At 72.5% G+C, this 19,585-nt stretch carries 11 protein-coding genes; 6 read left to right on the forward strand and 5 right to left on the reverse strand.

The features are described from left to right. The first annotated feature begins 320 nt into the window (after positions 1-320). From ABD743_RS32995 to ABD743_RS33005, 3 genes are all read left to right on the forward strand, one after another. Entirely contained in the window at positions 321-1,127 is an 807-nt protein-coding gene (locus ABD743_RS32995) for an alpha/beta hydrolase family protein (RefSeq protein WP_344726802.1), read from the forward strand. A 114-nt stretch (positions 1,128-1,241) separates the two neighbouring features. Next, positions 1,242-2,015, forward strand: a complete 774-nt coding sequence (locus tag ABD743_RS33000; protein ID WP_344726804.1) for a cyclase family protein — start codon at positions 1,242-1,244, stop codon at positions 2,013-2,015. 64 nt (positions 2,016-2,079) lie between these two features. Beyond that, the gene (locus ABD743_RS33005) at positions 2,080-3,708 is read left to right on the forward strand and encodes a thiamine pyrophosphate-binding protein (protein WP_344726806.1); all 1,629 of its coding nucleotides are present in this window, start codon (positions 2,080-2,082) and stop codon (positions 3,706-3,708) included. Positions 3,709-3,710: 2 nt separating this feature from the next. Here the strand turns inward: ABD743_RS33005 and ABD743_RS33010 are convergent, their stop codons facing one another. Then, entirely contained in the window at positions 3,711-5,645 is a 1,935-nt protein-coding gene (locus ABD743_RS33010) for a vWA domain-containing protein (RefSeq protein WP_344726808.1), read from the reverse strand. Positions 5,646-5,841: 196 nt separating this feature from the next. Here ABD743_RS33010 and ABD743_RS33015 point away from each other — a divergent pair, with 196 nt between their 5' ends. Further along, a complete protein-coding gene (locus ABD743_RS33015) occupies positions 5,842-6,906 on the forward strand; it encodes a hypothetical protein (protein WP_344726810.1) in 1,065 nt (354 codons plus the stop codon). 24 nt (positions 6,907-6,930) lie between these two features. On the opposite strand, the gene ABD743_RS33020 is transcribed toward ABD743_RS33015, so the two are convergent. From ABD743_RS33020 to ABD743_RS33030, 3 genes are read right to left on the reverse strand one after another with little or no spacing between them, the layout of a single operon-like run. After that, the gene (locus tag ABD743_RS33020; RefSeq protein WP_344726812.1) at positions 6,931-9,948 is read right to left on the reverse strand and encodes an alpha-mannosidase; all 3,018 of its coding nucleotides are present in this window, start codon (positions 9,946-9,948) and stop codon (positions 6,931-6,933) included. A 54-nt stretch (positions 9,949-10,002) separates the two neighbouring features. Further along, positions 10,003-11,331, reverse strand: coding sequence for a M1 family metallopeptidase (locus ABD743_RS33025; RefSeq protein WP_344726814.1), 1,329 nt, complete (start codon positions 11,329-11,331; stop codon positions 10,003-10,005). Positions 11,332-11,333: 2 nt separating this feature from the next. Next, positions 11,334-15,221 (reverse strand): Pls/PosA family non-ribosomal peptide synthetase, encoded by a 3,888-nt coding sequence (locus tag ABD743_RS33030; protein WP_344726816.1) that lies wholly within the window; start codon positions 15,219-15,221, stop codon positions 11,334-11,336. 356 nt (positions 15,222-15,577) lie between these two features. Here ABD743_RS33030 and ABD743_RS33035 point away from each other — a divergent pair, with 356 nt between their 5' ends. Together ABD743_RS33035 and ABD743_RS33040 are read left to right on the forward strand one after the other, a co-directional pair. After that, on the forward strand, positions 15,578-16,603 hold the full coding sequence (locus ABD743_RS33035) for a PhoH family protein (RefSeq protein WP_344726819.1): 1,026 nt from the start codon (positions 15,578-15,580) through the stop codon (positions 16,601-16,603). 60 nt (positions 16,604-16,663) lie between these two features. Then, positions 16,664-18,271 carry an alpha/beta hydrolase gene (locus ABD743_RS33040; protein ID WP_344726821.1) on the forward strand — a complete coding sequence of 536 codons (1,608 nt, stop codon included), beginning with the start codon at positions 16,664-16,666 and terminating at the stop codon, positions 18,269-18,271. A gap of 66 nt (positions 18,272-18,337) precedes the next feature. Here ABD743_RS33040 and ABD743_RS33045 read toward each other — a convergent pair whose 3' ends face one another. Then, the gene (locus tag ABD743_RS33045) at positions 18,338-19,585 is read right to left on the reverse strand and encodes a D-arabinono-1,4-lactone oxidase (RefSeq protein ID WP_344726823.1); all 1,248 of its coding nucleotides are present in this window, start codon (positions 19,583-19,585) and stop codon (positions 18,338-18,340) included.

Consider the following 19,585-nt stretch of genomic DNA (forward strand, 5'->3'; position numbering starts at 1 on the left):
GATAGGTCAGTACCGATGTGCCGTTCGCCCGGCTCGCCGCCGGCGCTCTCATCAGCTGTGACGGCCCAGGACGCCCCCGTCCGGGTCCAGATACGTCGGACCTGCGGGTTCATCCGGGTGAGGACGGCTTTCGCGGTTCGTTCCTCACGGTACCGTCTGTCGGAATCCGGTCGTGCAGACGACCGGCCTGCACCGTGAGCGTGCTCGCCCACGGGGCCGCCGGTGGAGTCCCCCTCAGCCGGCGGAGTCACGTCGCGGTGGGTGTCCCCCCACGTCCACCGCGACGTGACGAATCGGTTTTCCGTGCCATGATCCCGTCCGTGAGTCGCCCAGAGGCCCCACTCCGGTTCGAATACGGCATCCACCCCGCCCAGTTCGGCGAGCTGACCCTTCCGGCAGGCGATGTCCGAGCGGTCGCCGTCGTGGTGCACGGTGGTTTCTGGCGGCAGGCCTACGGGCTCGAGCTGGGTCGCCCGCTGGCCGCCGACCTCGCGGACGCCGGGCTCGCCGCATGGAACATCGAGTACCGGCGGGTACCGGCCGACAGCACCGGCTCCGCCGACGGCAACCGCGGCGGCTGGCCCCGCACGTTCGACGACGTCGCGGCCGCGGTGGATGCGCTGGCCGGTCCGGTGCAGGACGCGGTCGGTGGCCGGTTGCCCCTGGATCGCGTCGTCGCCGTCGGGCACTCCGCCGGTGGACATCTCGCCACGTGGCTCGCCACCCGTCCCGGGCTTCCCGCGGGTGCGCCCGGCGCGGCTCCTCTCGTCGAGCTGCGCGGCGTCGTCAGTCAGGCCGGTGTGCTGGACCTCGTCGACGCTGCGGAGCGCCGCGTGGGCAGCGGTGCGGTGCAGGCGCTGCTCGGCGGTGACCCGTCCGCCGTCCCGGACCGGTACGCACTCGCCTCGCCCATCGCCCGCCTCCCGATCGGCGTGCCGGCGGTGTGCGTGCACGGCACCGCGGACGTGAACGTGCCGATCCGGCAGAGCGAGCGGTTCGTGGCTGCGGCCGGAGCCGCGGCCGAGCTCGTCACGCTGCCGGGGGTGGACCACATGGCGCTGATCGACCCGTCGAGCGCCGCGTGGCGCGCCTGCCGCGACGCCCTGGAGCGCCTTCTCAAGGACTAGTACTTCATCGAGGACCAGTACCTCGCGCACTGGGCGGATATGCAGTCATGCGCAAGGATCATCGGGGATCGCGACTACATCCACGACCACACGCCGATCTCGGAGGAACCCGCCATGCCGGTGCTGCAGAACCTGCTCGACGCGCTACGCACGCGCACGGTCGAGGTCATCGACCTCACCGCGCCGCTGCACAGCGGAACCCCGGTTCTCCAGCTGCCTCCCCAGTTCGCCAACGCCTCGCCGTTCGGGGTCACCGAGATAAGCCGTTACGACGACCGTGGCCCCGCCTGGTACTGGAACAACATCCAGACCTCGGAGCACACTGGCACGCATTTCGATGCGCCGGTGCACTGGGTGACCGCCAAGGACGGCGAGGACATCGCGCAGGTGCCGGCCGCTCGCCTGGTTGCGCCCGCTGCGGTGCTGGACTTCTCGGCGGAGTGCGAGAAGAACCCGGACTTCCTGCTCGAGATCGACCACGTCCGTGCCTGGGAGTCCGAGCACGGGCCGCTCCCGGAGGGCGGCTGGTTGCTCTACCGGACGGGCTGGGACTCCCGCAGCGAGGATGCCGCCGCGTTCCTGAACGCCGACGAGACGGGGTCGCACACACCCGGCATCTCCGTCGAGTGCGCGAAGTGGCTCGCCGAGGAGGCCCCGGTGATGGGGCTCGGTGCGGAGACCGTGGGCACCGACGCGGGTGCGGCGCACTCGTTCGACCCGCCGTTCCCGTGCCACTCCTACATGCTGGGCGCGGGCAAGTACGGGCTGACCCAGCTGCAGAACCTTGCGCAGCTGCCGCCCACCGGCGCGGTGGTGATCGCGGGTCCGCTGCCGATCGTCGGCGGGTCGGGGAGCCCGGCCCGGGTGCTGGCGCTGGTGGAGCCGTGATGCAGGACGGCGATGGCAGCAGGCCGAACCGGCCGAACGGAGCCTGCGATCGGGAGGTGACCTCATGATCGTCGCCGAGCTGGTGGGCCGGGCGCTCACCGAGCTGGGGGTCGGGCACGCCTTCGGGGTGGTGGGGAGCGGGAACTTCCACGTCACGAATGCACTGCGCGCCGGCGGCCTCCCGTTCGTCGCGGCACGCCACGAAGGCGGCGCGGCGACGATGGCCGACGCCTATGCCCGCACGAGCGGGCGCGTCGGCGTGCTCTCCGTGCACCAGGGCTGCGGGCTCACCAACGCGATGACCGGGATCGCCGAAGCCGCGAAGAGCCGCACGCCGATGCTGGTGCTGGCCGCCGACACCGGCGGCGCCGCTGTGCGGTCGAACTTCCGGATCGACCAGGACGCGCTCGTCGAAGCGGTCGGTGCGGTCGCGGAACGCGTCCACTCGCCGGAGTCGGCGGCCGACGACGTCGTCCGGGCCTTCCGGACGGCCGTCGAGCAGCGGCGCACGGTGGTGCTCAACCTGCCGCTCGACGTGCAGGCCGCCGCAGCTCCACAGCCGATGCAGGTGCCCGCGCTGCCCGCACTGGCGCCGGTGCGGCCGTCCGCTGCGTCGGTGGCGGAGCTCGTCACGCTGTTGACGGCGTCGCAGCGCCCGGTGTTCGTGGCCGGTCGGGGCGCGCGCGACGCGCGGGAGCAGCTTCGCGCGCTGGCGGAGGCATGCGGCGCGCTGCTGGCCACGTCGGCCGTGGCGAACGGGCTGTTCCACGACGACCCCTGGTCGCTGGGGATCTCCGGCGGGTTCGCCTCGCCGTTGGCCGCGGAGCTGATCACGCAGGCCGATCTGGTGGTGGGCTGGGGCTGCACGCTGAACATGTGGACCATGCGCCACGGCGCGCTGATCGGACCGGGCGCCCGGGTCGTGCAGGTGGACCTCGACGCCGACGCGATCGGCGCGAACCGGCCGGTGGACCTCGGCGTGCTGGGTGACGTGGGCGCGACGGCTGCCGACGTGCTGGCGGTCCACCAGGAGCGCCGCAGGGGTTACCGCACCGGCGAGGTCCAGGCGGCGATCGCCGAGCGCGGCCGCTGGAACACCGTCGCCTACGACGATCTCACCGGGCCCGACGGGATCGACCCCCGCACGCTGTCGATCGCGCTCGACGAGCTGCTGCCCGACGATCGGACGGTGGCCGTCGACTCCGGGAACTTCATGGGCTACCCGAGCGCCTACCTGCGCGTTCCCGACGAGCACGGGTTCTGCTTCACGCAGGCGTTCCAGTCGATCGGGCTCGGCCTCGCCACGGCGGTGGGCGCAGCGCTCGCCCGCCCGGACCGGCTCGCCGTCGCCGCGCTGGGCGACGGCGGGGCGCTGATGGCGGCCGCGGAGCTGGAGACCGTGGCGCGGCTCGGGCTCCCGATGGTCGTGGTGATCTACGACGACCGTGGCTACGGCGCCGAGGTGCACCATTTCACCGGCGCCGACCACACCACCGTCACGTTCCCCGACACCGACATCGCCGCGATCGGGCGGGGGTTCGGCTTCGACGCCGTGACGGTGCGTACCCCCGACGATCTGAAGCCGGTGGAGGAGTGGGTGCACGGCCCACGCACCGCCCCGATGCTGGTCGACGCGAAGATCGCCTCGGACGGTGGTTCATGGTGGCTCGCGGAGGCGTTCCGCGGCCACTAGCGCTACCTGGTCCGGCGGCGAGCCCGCAGCACGAGGCCGATGGCCATCGCCACCACCAGCGCGGCACCGCCCGCGATCGTGGCCCAGCCGGCAGGCGAGACCACCGTGGTGCTCGCGGCCTCGCCCCGGGCAGAACCCGGGCCTGCGGGCACCGGCGCGGCGGCGGGTGTGCCGGGCTCGCCGAACGGCCCGATCCGCTGCGCCTCGGGCGAGGAGAACGCGTACGCCGGGCCGGGCTCGGGGTCGCCGGTGACGGTGAGATCGAGCTGGATCGGCACCGGGGCGGCGATGCCGGTGTCGGTGTGGGGGGCGCCCACCTGCACGGAGATCGAGTACCAGCCGGCCACACTCTGGGTGCGGGTCGCGACCACGTCGGCGTTCCGGTTGCCGTAGCGCACCGGCACGGTGGTGATCGCGGGACCGTTGGACGGCAGCTGCCGAGCTTCGCCGTTGTACGAGTTGAAGTCCTGGTCGATCTCCTCGCGCGTCGGCGTGTACACCCGCGTGGTGACGGTGGAGAGGTGCTCGAGTCCTCGGCCGGGCGTCTCGGCGTACCGCACGCGGTACGCGAGTCCTTGCCCCCAGTCCAGGCGCACCCGGTAGAACACGAACTCGCCACGCTGCAGAACGTCCGTGTAGCTGCCGGAGCGGTCGAGCGTGCCGGCGACGTTGAAGGAGCCGCCGCCCACCACGGGCCGGGGTGCACCCGTCGGCTCGACGAACGCGCCTAGCGGCAGCACGGCAACGGGGCCCGGGTCGGTCACCGCGGGCTCGACGCCGATGAGCAGCTCGACAGGAAGCCGCTCCGGCACGCCCGCCGACACCCGGTCCCACTCGAGGGCGAACCAGTAGCGGCCGCCGCCCTTGCACGCGTCGCCGGTCGGGCTGCTCCCGGTGTCCTCCTTGGTAGCGCCGTCCCAGGTGGTGGCCACGGTGAGCGCGGCTCCGTCCGACGACCTGCTCGCCTGCTCCGACTCGAACTCGTGGCAGTCCGCGCCGTCCTCGCCGTAGGTGCGCAGCTGGAGGGTGTTGAAGTCGTTGACCACGTCGATCCCGCGCAGGCGCGGGAAGGAGACCGTTGCGCTGAAGTAGGCCGTGGCGCCGGCGGGCACGTCGACCGCGTAGTAGCGCTGCTCGTGCTGGCCGACGGTGTCGAGGTGCTGTCCCGGGCCTGCCACCGGCGCGGCGTCGAAGGTCGGCGTGCCGGTGATGGGTGTGCCCGCAGGCTGGTAGTTGCGCAGCGCCGTGGCGGCGACGCGGGGGAGTACGCGTTGCAGGGCGCCGGCGTCGGGTGCGTCGGTGTAGGTGCCGCCGGTGGCTTGGGCGACGCAGGCGAGCTGGGCGCGGGCGACGGCGTCGACGCCGAAGCCGACCGCGTGCACGACGAGGTCGACGCCCTGCCCGGCGAGCGTGCGCACCACGTCGCAGGGCTCGGGCGGGGCACAGGTGTCCTCGCCGTCGGAGACGAGCACGACGGAGCGGGGGCCCTCCTGAGGCAGCTGCTCCGCGGCCACCTGGAGGGAGCGCCCGATCGGGGTGTAGCCGCGGGGAACGACGCCGTCGACGGCCGTGGCGAGGGCGGCCTTGTCGATCGCGCCTGGCGGACGCAGCACCGTGACGTCCTGGCAACCCCGAGCGCGTTCGGCGTCGGAGTTGCCGGTGCCGGTGCCGTAGACGGCGAGACCGACGGGTGCACCGTCGGGTGCGGCGTCGACCAGCGCGTGCACCGCCTTCTTGGCGGCGTCCATCTTGGTGCCGCCCGCGGGATCCGCGCCCGTCATCGAGCCGGACGCGTCGAGCACCAGCATCGTCGGCGCGAGCTCGGCCGGGCCGGTCCCGTCCTGGGCGTGCGCGACGCCCGCCGGCATCGTGACGAGAAGCCATGCGACCGCCGCAACGACGGCGATCCGGATCACGTCCGGCCGCGGGTTGATCATGGGGCGCAGTCTGGCATCCGCATCCGCCGGTCGGGTGACGCCCTCCGCAGTGGTGGTGTCGTCCACCACGTTGACCGCCGCGCGGAGGCCTCGCCATGATCAGCCGCCCCCAAGATCATCAGCGCGGCCGTGGCCGTTGCGCGAGGTCAGTCCCGCCGACCCCGGGGTCGGCAACGTCCGAGGAAGTGAGTCACCGATGACCGCCGAGCGTCCGGTGGGAGCACTGTTGGTCGGGAGCGTCAACCTCGCCACGGCAGCGGACGTCTTCCGCGCGGCGGGAACGCATCTGGCCCAGCATCTGCGGTACGTCCCCGACGGGGAGCCGGGGGAGCGCGACAACTGGCTGGTGTTCCAGTCCGGCGTGTTCGACCGGCACCCGGACGTCGAGCTCGCGCCGCGTCCGGACGACGGGTACGGACATGTCCTGCCGTCGTACCGGTTGCGCCGTGGCGCCGACCCGCGCGGTATCGACCTCAGACCGCTGGGCTACGCGGACGCGGCGGAGTCGTCGTACGCGGAGTTCCGGCGGTTGCGGGGTGAGGGAGCCCTGCCGTCGCACGTCCGGTTCCAGGTCTCGCTTCCGACTCCCGCGGCCGTGGTGGCGACGTTCGTCGACGCGGGCGACCAGCCCGCCCTCGAACCGGTGTACGAGGCGGCCCTCCTCGCCGAGCTCCGGCGGATCCAGGACGTCGTGCCGAGCGGCGACCTCGCCGTCCAGTGGGACGTCTGCGTGGAGATGGCGATGCTGGAGGAGATCGGCGGTCTCTTCACCCCGTGGTTCGGTCCGGTGCTCGACGGTGTGGTGGACAGGCTCGCCCGGATCTCGGCGGAGGTCGTCTCCGAAGTGCCGCTGGGCTTTCACCTCTGCTACGGGGACTTCGGCCACCAGCACTGGAAGGAGCCGGCCGACACGAGCAGGCTCGTCGAGATGGCCAACACCATCGTCGACGCCGTGCGCCGGCCGATCGCCCACCTGCACCTCCCCGTCCCCGCCGACCGGGACGACGCCGAGTACTTCGCTCCGCTACGAGAGCTGCGCCTGCGTCCGGAGACCGACCTCTACCTCGGCCTCGTCCACGCCGGCGATCTGCTCGGGACCGCGCGTCGCGCCGCTGCCGCACGCACCGCGGTACCGCGGTTCGGGGTGGCCACCGAGTGCGGCATGGGGCGCACCCCCCGCGAGCTCATCGACGGACTGCTCGCCCTGCACGCGAAGTCGGCGGACCCGGTCGGTGGCCCGCTGACGGTCGCGATGGCGTGACGCGGCGAAGGGACCCGTCCACGCTCACGACCGTGCGAAGCGGAGCGTGACGATCCGGAACGGGCGCAGGGTCAGCCGGGTGCCGTCGGCGGACAGGGCCACCGGCTGCTCCAGCGGGGTCTCCAGCAGGTCGGTCTCGACCACGCCGGAGTGTGCGAAGTCCGCCCTGATCGACGCCGTGGCCCGGCCGCCGTGCGCCTCGTAGAGCCGCACGACCACGTCGCCGCTGCCGTCCTCGGCGAGCTTCATGGCTTCGACGACCACGGCGGGATGGTCGACCGTCACCAGCGGGTCGATCCCGGCCCGGCCGCGCACCGTCCGCAGCGGCAGGTTGCGCCGATAGCCCTCGACCACGGCGTCGGCAATCGTGGCGCCCACGCGTAGCGAGACCGCGAGCCGGTGCTCCCCCTGGTCGGCGGTGGGGTCGGGGAAGAGTGGCGCGCGCAGCAGAGACAGCCGCACGGTTGTGGTGGTGCCCCCGTCCGGGCGGGTGCTGCGGTTCACGTCGTGGCCGTATGTCGAGTCGTTGGCCACGGCCACCCCGTAGTCCGGCTCGCCGACGTGCACCCACCGGTGGGCCACGGTCTCGAACCGCGCCGCGTCCCACGAGGTGTTGGTGTGGATCGGGCGGTGCAGGTGCCCGAACTGGATCTCCGAGGTCGCGCGGTCGGCGTGCACGTCGAGCGGGAACGCGAGCTTCAGCAGCTTCTGACGCTCGTGCCAGTCGACGTCGATGACGACGTCGATCGCCGGAGAGCCGGCGGCCAGGCTCACGACCTGCGTGATCGTGGACGCCCCCGGCTTGCGGACGATCCGCACGGACACCCGCTCCGGCCCGCGCTCGAGCACCGTCAGCTCGTCGACGTCGACGAGATCGCGGCCGTGGCGCCGGTAGGTCTCGTCGATGTCCCATGCGTCCCACTTCGCGGGGGTGTCGCGGTGCAGCTGGAGGAGGTTGGCGGTGGAGCCCGGTGCCACGACCTCGCGGTCGGCGGCGAGGTCGCGAACCGAGGTGAACAGCCCGCGCTCGTCGATGACGACCCGGACCGCGTCGTTGGCGAGCACGAGGCCGTCACCGCTCTCCTCGATCGTCGCCCGCCCGCCGGGACGCGACGGTGTCGCACCGCCCAGGGCGGGCACACCGTCGCGGACGTACGGGCCTGCGTTCGCGGTGATCTCCTCGTCGCCCTCTCCCACGAGCGCTGTGAGCGACCGCGCGATGACCTCCTCGAGCTCCGCGCTGACGCGGGCATGGTTCCGCTCCGCCTCCTGGTGCACCCACGCGATCGACGTGCCCGGCAGGATGTCGTGGAACTGCTGCAGCAGCACGGTGTGCCAGCACCGCTCCAGCACGTCCGCGGGATACGCCGCACCGGTGCGCACGGCGGCCGTGGCGGCCCACAGCTCGGCCTCCCGCAGCAGGTGCTCGTTGCGCCGGTTGCCCCGCTTGGTCCGTGCCTGCGATGTGTAGGTGCCGCGGTGGAACTCCAGGTAGAGCTCGCCCGACCACACCGGCGGCAGGGGGTACTCGGCCTCGGCCGTGGCGAAGAACTCCGCGGGCGAGGTCATCCGCACGGCCGGTGAACCCTCCAGCGATCGGGTGCGCGCCGCGGCGGCGAGCATCTCCCGGGTCGGCCCGCCACCGCCGTCGCCCCAGCCGAAGGGCACCAGCGACGTGTTGGCCCTGCCCTTCTCGGCGTACTGACGCTGCGCCCGTGCGAGCTCCTGCGCCGAGAGCTGCGAGTTGTACGTGTCGACCGGCGGGAAGTGGGTGAAGATCTGAGTGCCGTCGATGCCCTCCCAGCGGAACGTGTGGTGCGGCATCACGTTCGTCTCGTTCCAGGAGATCTTCTGGGTGAGGAACCAGCGCGCTCCCGCCGCGGCGATGATCTGCGGCAGCGCGGCGGAGTAGCCGAAGGAGTCCGGCAGCCAGACCTCCTGCGGATCCACGCCCAGCTCCTCGCGGAAGAACCGCTTGCCCGCCACGAACTGGCGCGCCAGCGCCTCACCGCCGGGCATGTTCGTGTCCGACTCCACCCACATCCCGCCGACCGGCACGAACCGGCCCTCTGCCACGCGCGCCTTCACCCGCTCGAACAGTTCGGGCTGGTGTTCCTTGAGCCACGCGTATTGCTGGGCGGAGGATGCGGCGAACACGAACTCGTCGTCGGTGTCCATCAGGGACAGGACGTTGGCGAACGTCCGGGCGACCTTGCGGACCGTCTCCCGCACCGGCCACAGCCACGCCGAGTCGATGTGCGCGTGGCCGACGGCGTGCACCCGGTGCGCGCTGGGGTAGGCCGGGCTCGCCAGCACACCGGCCAGCTCGGCCCGGCCGAGCTCTGCCGTGCCGGAGACGTCGTCCGGGTCGACGGCGTCGACGGCCCGTTCGAGCGCGCGCAGCACCTCGGCGCGCCGCGGCAGGTCGGCGGGCAGCTCACCGACCAGCCCCGAGAGCGTCCAGACGTCCTGGGTCAGCTCCCAGACGGGGAGGTCGACCAGCGCGACGTCCACGCCGCCGAGGCGGTAGATCGGGTCCGAGCCCGCGGTGAGGAGGTCGCCGAGGGGGCTCGGGGAGTACGTCCAGCCGCTCCCGACGTCCGGGTTCGAGGCGCCCTCGACATAGAGGTCGACGGCGGATCCGGCGCCGCCGGGGAGCGGCACGTGCATGTTCATCGGCTCGACCGCGGCCACCACCACACCCTTCGGCGTGTAGGCGAGGCCTTCGGCCTGGAAACCGGGGACGGCCGAGGAGAAACCCAGGTCGACGACGAGTTCGGGCCGGGTGGCGGGATCGGTCCAGGCCGCCGGGACGGACCCGGTGACGTGGAACCAGACGGTGCCCCACGGCCGGCCCCACGCCGTGCCGGGGGAGATCGGCGTGAACTCCCGGCGGACGGCCTCGGCGAACGGGACCGGCTCGCCCGGTGCCGTCCAGGCCGTCAGCTGGGCCGGGACGCGGTCGCGGTAGACAGCGGGGAGGAGTCGTTCGCGGAAGAACCGCGCGATCCGCGGGAGGACGAGAGCCGAGTCATCGTGCACGGTCCCATCCTGACTCGCGTCGGCATCCGCGCAGAAGCCTCGGACGGCGCGGGCTCAGCGCGGCAGGTCGGGAAGCGCCTGGCCGTACAGCCACTCCGAGAAGAACGGGGACAGATCAGCGCCTGCGTGCACGCAGGCGAGTGCGGTGAACTGCTCGGTCGTCACCGAGCCGTGCCGGTGCTGCGTGGTCCAGGTGCGCAGCAGAGCGAAGAAACGCTCGTCGCCGATCCGCAGGCGCAGTGCGTGCAGCGCCAGCGCGCCGCGCTTGTAAACGCGCTGGTCGAACAGCCGCTCGACGCCGGGGTCGGCGAGCACCAGGTCGGCGGGCAGGCGCGCCACCGCCGCGTGCCACTCATGCGCGTGCGCCTGGGCCGCAGGCCCGCCCGACGCCTCGGACCACAGCCACTCCGCGTACGTCGCGAAGCCCTCGTTGAGCCAGATGTGACGCCAGTCGGCGATCGTCAGGCTGTTGCCGAACCACTGGTGCGCCAGCTCGTGCACCACCAGCCGCTCGTGGGTCCGCTTCCCGTCGACGTGGTTGGCACCGAAGATCGACATGCCCTGCGCTTCGATCGGGTCGTCCAGGTCGTCGTCGGTCACCACCACCACGTAGTCGCCGAACGGGTACGGCCCGAAGAACCCCTCGCAGGTCGTCATGATCTGTCCGTGCCGCCCGAGGTCCCGGGCGGCGTTCTTGCGCAGGCGCGCCGGTACTCCGGCCACCTGGGGGACACCGCCGCGGGCCAGCACCAGCTGTTCGTAGCGGCCGATCTGCACGCTGACCAGGTAGGACGCCGTCGGCTCCGGCCGTTCGAAGACCCACGTACGGCTGCCGGCGGAGCGCCGCCGAGCGGTCGGCACACCGGTCGCCAGCACCGTGTAGGGCGCTTCGACGGTCACGGCGATCCGGTACGCGGCCTTGTCCGCAGGGTGGTCGTTGCACGGGAACCAGGACGGCGCTCCGACGGGCTGAGCGGCGACGAGCGCCCCGTCGGTCAGCTCGTCCCAGCCGATGTCACCCCACGGGCTGTCGATGGGCCGCGGGTTGCCGCCGTAGCGCACCTCGACGACGAACGAGGCGCCGGACGCCACCGGCCGGGCCGGGGTGACGTGGAGCTTCCCGCCGCGGTGGATGAACCGTGCCTGCTTCCCGTCCACGGTGACGCGAGGGACCGTGAACGCACCGAGGTCGAGGCTGAACCGGCCGAGCGGCTGCCGGGCCACGGCCGTGAGCGTGGCTCGCCCGGAGAGCCTGTTCGAGCGGACCTTGTAGGCGAGGTCGAGGTCGTAGTGCTCGACCCGGTAGCCGCCGTTGCCGTGCTCGGGGAGGTAGGAGTCGGCCGAGCGGCAGGCACCGGCCGGTGGCCCGGCCTGGGGGTCCATCCCTACCGTCCTGCGGCCGCGGGCCACGAGGTGATCGGGTTTCCGAGCCAGCGGGTGTCTGCGGGCACCGTGTCGCCGCGGGTGATCAGCGATCCCGGACCCACGGTGGTGCGTGCTCCGATCCCGGCGCCCGGCAGGACGATCCCGTGCGGACCGAGCGTCGCGCCCTCGTCGAACCGCACCCCGTCCATGCTCATGATCCGGTCGTGGAACAGATGGGTCTGCACGACACAGCCGCGGTTGACGGTGGCCCCGTCACCGAGCCGGACGAGGTCCGACTCCGGCAGCCAGTAGGTCTCGAGCCACACACCGCGGCCGACCTTCGCACCCATCGTGCGCAGCCAGGCGGTGAGCACCGGGGTGCCGCTCGCCGGGCCGACGAGCCAGGGCACCGCGAGCACCTCGACGAAGGTGTCGGCCAGTTCGTTGCGCCACACGAACGAGCTCCACAGCGGGTGCTCCACCGCGCGGAACCGGCCGATCAGCAGCCACTTCACGGCGGTCGCCGTGGCGGCGGCGGCGAGCCCGGCGGCCACCAGGAACGGGCCTGCCAGCACAGCGGCGAGCAGCAGCCCGCCGGCGGCGTCCACGGCCAGCAACGCGGCGAGCACGCCCGTGGCGAGCGCCACGGAGCACATCACGGGGACGGCCCGGCAGAGTTCGACGAGCCCGCGTGCCACCTTCAGCCTGCGCGGGGGATGGAACGTCCGGCTCGTGTCACCCTGCTCGACGGCCCGGCGCAGCGGCATCGGCGGCAGCCCGAGCCACGACGAGCCCTTCTTCGCCTTCCGCGGCGTCGAGGAGAGCACTCCGATCAGGCCACGGTTGGGCACCGAGCGGCCCGGTCCGGTCATGCCGGAGTTCCCGAGGAACGCGTGCTTGCCGATCCGGGCGGGCCCGACGTGCATCCAGCCGCCGTCCAGCTCGTAGGTCGCCACCATCGTGTCGTCGGCGAGGAACGCCCCGTCGGCGACGGTCGTCATCCGGGGCAGCGCCAGCACGGTGGACGCCTCCACGTCCTTGCCGACACGAGCTCCGAGCAGCCGCAGCCAGACCGGCGTGAACAAGCTCGCGTACAGCGGGAACAGCGCGATGCGGGCCATCGCCATCAGGCGTTCGGTGGTCCAGACTTGCCAGCCCGATCGGCTGTGGACGGGGTGGAGACCCGCCACCATCCCCGCGCCGAGCAACCGCACGCCCAGGAGCACCAGCACGGCGTACCCGACGAAGTAGGCGAGCGCGGCCGGCGGGACGGCCGGCAGCACGGCACGCGTCACGGCGGCCGGAGTGGAGGCTCCGGACGCCGCGACGCCGACGATCACGAGTGCGGGCAGCGCGGCGAGCACCGGGAACACCCCGAGCACGGCCGATGTGACGCCGTAGGCCGCCACCCAGAACCGGGAGCGGGGCGGCCGGTCCGCGGGCCGGCTCAGGTCGCTCCTGCCGGTGCGGTGGGCAGGCGAGCCCGACCAGCGCTGACCTGCCGGCACCGCACCCTGCACCGTCGACCCCGGGGTGATCTCGGCGCTCCGGCCGACCCGTGCGCCGGGGAACAGGGTGCTGCGCGCGCCGACCCGTGCCCCCGCACCGACCCGGATCTTGCCGACGTGCACGACGTCGCCGTCGACCCAGTGGCCGGACAGGTCGACCTCGGGCTCCACCGCCGCGCCCCGGCCGAGCTTGAGCATCCCCGTGACCGGGGGTGCGGAGTGCAGGTCGACGTCCTTGCCGATCTTCGCCCCGAGCAGGCGTGCGTACTGCGTCGTCCACGAGGCCGCGGTGACGCCGGTTGCCCCGGAGAGCTCGGCGAGCCGGGTGGCGGCCCACAGCCGGACGTGCACCGAGCCGCCACGGGGGTAGCTGCCCGGTCGCACCCCACGCAGCAGGAGCCGGGCCCCGCCTGCGGCGATCCCGATCCGGCCCGGCGGGCTGAACAGCACCAGCCACCCCAGTACGAGCCACCACCACGGCACCGCGGGCGCCCACGGCAGCACCCCCGACAGCGCGGCCAGCGTGGACAGCGCGGCCGCGGTCGTGGTGAAACGGAGACCGACGAGCGCGATCATGGGCGCCAGGAGCAGCGCCTGCACCATCCCGGTGCGCCGTGGAGTGGGCCTGACCTCGCGACGGGCGGTGGGTGCGGTGCTCTGCGCGTCGAGCCAGGCGGCGAGCTCGTGAAGCGTCGGGCGCAGGTAGAGGTCGTTGACCGACACCTGCGGATGCCGGGCGCGGATCAGTGCAACCAGCTGGGCCGCGGTCAGGCTGCCACCGCCGTGGGTGAAGAAGTCGGCGCGCGGATCCGTGACGGGAGCGCCGAGGATCTCGGCCCAGCCCTGCGCGAGCCAGCCCTCCGTCGAGGTCAGTACACCCGCCGCGACCAGATCCTCGCCGGAACCCGACGGCAGCGGCCAGGGCAGCGCTTCCCGGTCGACCTTCCCGGACGTGCGGGTGGGTAGCTCCTCCACCACCGCGAGCAGCGGGACGAGCGAGGCGGGCAGGCGGTCGCGAAGCCGGTGCGCGGCGCTGTCGGTGTCGAACTCACCGGTCTCCGGGGCGACGTAGCCGACCAGGACCTGGTTGCCCGCCCTCGTCCGGCGTACCGCGGCCGCGGCGGCGCGCACACCGGGGAGCGCCTGCAGCGCGGCGTCCACCTCGCCGAGCTCGATCCTCCTGCCGCCCAGCTTGACCTGCTCGTCGGCCCGGCCGAGGAACAGCAGACCGGCCTCCTCCGCGCGGACGACGTCGCCGCTGCGATAGGCGCGGGCCCAGCCGAGCGACGGCAGCGGAGCGAACTTCTGGGCGTCCTTCGCCGCGTCGAGGTAGCGGGCGAGGCCGACACCACCGATGACCAGCTCACCCGTCCCGCCCATCGGGACCGGCTCACCGTCGGCGTCGACGACCGCGAGCTGCCAGCCCTCGAGCGGGAGCCCGATGCGCACCGGTCCGTCGGCGGTGAGCGGCGAGGCGCAGGCGACCACGGTCGCCTCGGTCGGACCGTAGGTGTTCCACACCTCGCGGCCCTCCACGGCGACCCGCTCCGCGAGCTCGGGTGGGCACGCCTCACCCCCGAAGATCATCAGCCGGACGTCCTCGAGCGCGTCGGCGGGCCACAGCGCGGCGAGCGTCGGCACGGTGGAGACGACCGTGATCCGCTGCGCCGCGAGCCAGGGGCCGAGGTCGACACCGGTGCGCACCAGCGACCGCGGGGCCGGCACCAGGCATGCACCGTGCCGCCAGGCCAGCCACATCTCCTCGCACGACGCGTCGAAGGCCACGGACAGGCCCGCAAGCACCCTGTCGCCCGGCCCGATCGGCTCGTCGGCGAGGAACATCCGCGCCTCCGCGTCGACGAACGCGGCAGCGCTGGCGTGCCGGACCGCCACACCCTTCGGGGTGCCTGTGGATCCGGACGTGAAGATGACCCAGGCGTCGTCCTCGGGACGGGGGCGTCCGGGCGTGCCGACCGGGTCGTGGCGCATCGTGATCGTGCAGCCGTCGCCGAGCACGGCGCAGACCGCCGCCTCGCCGAACACCAGTTCCGCGCGCTCGTCGGGATCGTCGGCGTCCACGGGGACGTACGCTGCGCCCGCCGCGAGCACGGCGAGGATCGCGACGTAGAGCTCGACCGTGCCGGAGGCGATCCGCACCCCGACCCGGTCGCCGCGGCCGATGCCGGCGGTGGCGAGCCTGCGGCGGACGACCTCCACGTCGGCGGCGAGCCGTCGATAGCTGAGGGCCACGCCGCCGGCGTCGAGCGCGGTGGCGTTCGGGTGCAGCGCAGCGGTCACCGCGAGGATCTCCAGCAGCGTCCGCTGCGGCGGTGCGACATCCGTGGTGAAAACCGCGGGCCGCGCAGCCGAGCCGACCTGGACAGCGGCAGTAGTGGTCACGCGATGCCTCCTGCAGCCTGCCCGGCGCAGGACGCGTGCACACGGTGGGTGGCCTCGCGGCCCATTTCTCACACCTTCCCGGTGCTCTGCACCGCGACCTCACATCCGGGGGCCGACGGTCTGTTGGCCTCCCAGGCACGGCAAACCGGCCACCCAAGGTAAACACCGGATGACGTGCGGGGCTCCGGTAGGTGCCGGACCTCACTCGGCCGAACGCGGATGCATCGGCGACGGAAAGGCCGGGCGTTCTGTCGGGGTGGGGCGGTAACATCGGAGGGTCCTCAGGCAGCAGAGTCCCAGCAGATGGAAAGCAGGCGGCACAGCCCTTGTCACATCCGGATCCCGTCCAGTCCCGCATGGCCGTTCCGGACACCGCTCTGCTCGCGCTGCTGGGTTCGCGCGACGAGAGCCTGCGCGTCGCCGAGGAGTTGCTCGACGCCGACGTCCACGTCCGAGGTAATGAGCTCACCCTCACCGGATCCCCGGCCGACGTGGCCTTCGCGGAGCGGGTGTTCACCGAGCTGATCATGCTCGCCGAGCGGGGGCAGCAGGTCTCCACCGACGCCGTGCGGCGCACCGTCGAGATGCTCGCCGACGGCGAGGCCGATGAGCGCGCCCGCATCGGGGAGTCCCCTGCCGAGGTGCTGAGCCTCGACATCCTGTCCCGCCGCGGCAAGACGATCCGGCCCAAGACGCTCAACCAGAAGCGGTACGTCGACGCCATCGACGCCCACACCATCGTCTTCGGCATCGGCCCGGCCGGCACGGGCAAGACCTACCTCGCGATGGCCAAGGCCGTGCAGGCGTTGCAGGCCAAGATGGTCAACCGGATCATCCTCACCCGCCCGGCCGTGGAGGCGGGGGAGCGGCTCGGCTACCTGCCCGGCACGCTCTACGAGAAGATCGACCCGTACCTGCGCCCGCTCTACGACGCGCTGCACGACATGATCGACCCCGAGTCGATCCCGAAGCTGATCGCGGCCGGCACCATCGAGGTGGCGCCACTCGCGTACATGCGCGGCCGCACGCTCAACGACGCCTTCATCATTCTGGACGAGGCGCAGAACACCACGCCCGAACAGATGAAGATGTTCCTGACGCGGCTCGGGTTCGGTTCCAAGATCGTGGTCACCGGTGACGTCACGCAGGTCGACCTGCCCGGTGGCACCCGATCGGGGCTCAACGTGGTGCGCGACATCCTCGGCGACGTCGACGACGTGCACTTCTCCCTGCTGACCAGCACCGACGTGGTGCGCCACCGGCTGGTGGCCGACATCGTCGACGCCTACGCGCGCTGGGACGCCGGCAACGAGCGGCCGAACCTGCGGTCGGCGGCGCCGCGCACGGGCCCGCCGCAGGACAGGCGATCGCGCCGGCGCTGACACCGCCGTGCCGATCCCGGTGGTTGCCCGGGGGACGTAACACCGACAGGATTCCCCTTCGTGAGGTTGTCCCGTCGCGCGGTCGTCGCGAGCACGTTCACGCTCCTGGTTGGACTGTCCATAGCCGTCCCGCCCGTGGCCGCGGCGGCGCCTGCACCGGCGCCCGCCCAGCCGGGGCTCGATCGTTTCCTGTCCCAGGAGCTGTCCTGGGGCCCCTGCACCGACTTCGCGCGCACGGCTGCCGACCGGCAGACCTTCGCCGACCCCAAGTTCGACTGCACCTATCTCGAGGTGCCGCTCGACTACGCGAACCCGGAGGGCAAGACCGCCAAGATCGCCATGCTCCGGCAGAAGGCGCTCGACCCGGCGGCCCGGATCGGCTCGCTGTTCACCGACCCGGGCGGCCCTGGTGGCTCCGGCGTGAGCTTCCTGCCGTCGATCGCCGGCCTGATCGGCAACGGCGAGGTGGCCCAGAAGTTCGACCTGATCGGGTTCGATCCGCGCGGTGTCGGCGTCTCCGAGCCCACGATCGACTGCTCCGACACCGCTGAGATCGATGCCGAACGCGCGGACCTCGATCTCGACACCTCGCCGGAGGGCGTCGCGCAGACCGAGAAGGAGTACAAGGAGTTCGCGCAGCGCTGCGCCGACCGCGTCGGCCTCGACGTGCTCGCCAACGTGGGCACCCGGGACGTGGCCCGTGACCTGCAGATCGCCCACCAGGTGGTGGGTGACGAGAAGCTGAACTACGTCGGCTACTCCTACGGCACGCACATCGGCTCCGAGTTCGCCGAGCAGTTCCCGCAGTCGGTGCGCGCGATGGTGCTCGACGGCGCGGTCGACCCCTCGCTGAACCCTGTGGAGTCGCGGCTCACGCAGGCCCGTGGCTTCCAACGGGCCTTCGACAACTTCGCCAAGGCCTGCGTCGGGCAGGCCGGATGCCCGCTGGGCACGGACGCGCCCGGCGCGTCGAAGAAGCTGCAGGACCTCCTGCGGCCGCTGATCAACACGCCGGTCACGGCCGAGGGCGGGCGCAAGCTGGGCTACAACGACGCCATGACCGGCGTGCTCACCGCGCTGTACTCCGAGTCGCTGTGGGGCTTCCTGCAGGAAGGGCTCGTGCAGGTGACGCAGGGCAACGGCACCAACCTGCTGCGGCTGGCCGACGCCTACTACGAACGGGCACCTGACGGCAGCTACAGCAACCTGCTGGAAGCCTTCCCCGTGATCAACTGCGTCGACTCGGACCGGCTCACCGACCGGAACGTCGCGCTCGAGATCAGCAAGGAGTCGCTGGAGATCGCGCCGTTCTACGACGCGGGTGTCGGGCCGTCCGACGCGCTGGAGCAGTGCTCGTTCTGGCCGGTGCCACCCACCAGCCAGCCCGGGCCCGTCGAGGCGCCAGGCCTGCCCACCGTGCTGGTCGTCTCCTCGACCGGGGACCCGGCCACCCCGTACGAGGACGGTGTGTCGCTGGCCAAGCAGATGAAGGCCCGGCTGCTGACCGTGGAGAACGACGGGCACACGGTGGCGCTCCAGGGTGCCAACGCCTGCGCGGACGAGGCTGCCACGCGCTACCTCGTGGATCTCACGCTCCCGGCGCAGGACACGACCTGCGCGCGGCAGACCGCATCCGGCGGTCAGCCGGCTCCTCAGGCAGGAGGCTGAGCCGCAGGCTCTACGGACGAGTGGCTCTCCTGGCCCGGCGCGGACTTCCGCGCCGGGCCAGGTGCGTCAGGCCGGCAGGTAGCGATCCACCATCGCGTTGCGGAACTTGCCTGCGGGGTCGTGCCGGCGCAGGAGCCGCTCCACGTCGGGCAGGCGCGGCCACAGCGCCCGCACCGCGTCCGGCTCGACGCCGAAGACCTTGCCCCAGTGCGGCCGCGCACCGAACGGCTCCAGTACGGCCTCCACGGCGGCCACCACCGGGAGCACGGCGGCCGTGTCGGCGACCCAGGTGAAATGCACCGCGGCGCTGTCACGCTCGTGGGCGAGGGAGAGCCACAGGTCGTCGGCGGCGATCGAGCGGATCTCGCACACCTGCAGGACGGGCGCGATCGTGTCGCGTATCCGGTCGAGGGCCCGCAAGGCGTCGACGAGCGAGCCGCGCGGAATCAGGTACTCCGACTGCAACTCCTCACCGCTGCTCGGAGTGAACTCCAACCGGAAATGCGGCAGCCGCTCGTTCCACGGGCCCACCACGCCCAGCTGCGGCGTGCAGTGCTGCGGGTCGACCCCACGCACCATGTGCCGCGGGCCGTCGGCGCGGGTGCTGCCGAGCCAGCGCAACGCGGGCTCGGGGTCGGTGTCGCGCTGCTTGATCCACACCTGCTCGAAGCCCTCGCCCGTCCAGTAGGTGAAGAGGCTGACGCTGTATGCGGCCGCCAGCACCTCCTCGACGTCGTCGAACCCGCGCAGGCCCTCATAGATCCATTGCCGCATGTCGAAGGCCGGGTGCAGGTCGAGGGTGAGTGTGGTGACGATGCCCAGCGCGCCGAGGGCGACCAGGGAGCCGGCGAACTCGGCGTCACTCCGGCGCACTGTGCGCAGCTCGCCGTCGGCCCCCACCAGCTCGATGGCCGACACGGCCGTCGCGAGGGCGCCGTTCCCGTTCCCTGAGCCGTGGGTGCCGGTCGAGCAGGCACCCGCGATGGAGATGTGGGGCAGCGAGCCGAGGTTGGGAAGGGCGAAGCCTGCCGCGGTCAGCATCCCGGTCACCTCGCCGTAGCGCGTCCCGGCGGAGACCGTGACGGTGGCGGCGTCGGGATCGATGTGCGCGATCTTCGGCAGGGCCGCGAGCGACACCAGGTCGCCCGTCGTGTCGGCGATCGGGCTGAACGAGTGCCCGGTGCCCAGGGCCCGGATCCTGTCGCTCCCCGCCACCAGCTCCTGCAGCGCAGGAACGGAGTCCGGCCTGTGGAAGCTGCCGGCTCCGAAGACGATGTTGCCCGCCCAATTCGTGACGGATGCCGTGGTGCCCAT

This window comes from Pseudonocardia yunnanensis, from assembly GCF_039534065.1.
GTDB classification, from domain to species: domain Bacteria; phylum Actinomycetota; class Actinomycetes; order Mycobacteriales; family Pseudonocardiaceae; genus Pseudonocardia; species Pseudonocardia yunnanensis.

Coding starts and splice junctions, on each gene's coding strand:
- ABD743_RS33010 (WP_344726808.1), bottom strand. CDS start 5,645: ATGATCAACCCGCGGCCGGACGTGATCCGGATCGCCGTCGTTGCGGCG.
- ABD743_RS33015 (WP_344726810.1), top strand. CDS start 5,842: ATGACCGCCGAGCGTCCGGTGGGAGCACTGTTGGTCGGGAGCGTCAAC.
- ABD743_RS33045 (WP_344726823.1), bottom strand. CDS start 19,585: ATGGGCACCACGGCATCCGTCACGAATTGGGCGGGCAACATCGTCTTC.
- ABD743_RS33005 (WP_344726806.1), top strand. CDS start 2,080: ATGATCGTCGCCGAGCTGGTGGGCCGGGCGCTCACCGAGCTGGGGGTC.
- ABD743_RS33035 (WP_344726819.1), top strand. CDS start 15,578: ATGGCCGTTCCGGACACCGCTCTGCTCGCGCTGCTGGGTTCGCGCGAC.
- ABD743_RS33025 (WP_344726814.1), bottom strand. CDS start 11,331: ATGGACCCCCAGGCCGGGCCACCGGCCGGTGCCTGCCGCTCGGCCGAC.
- ABD743_RS33000 (WP_344726804.1), top strand. CDS start 1,242: ATGCCGGTGCTGCAGAACCTGCTCGACGCGCTACGCACGCGCACGGTC.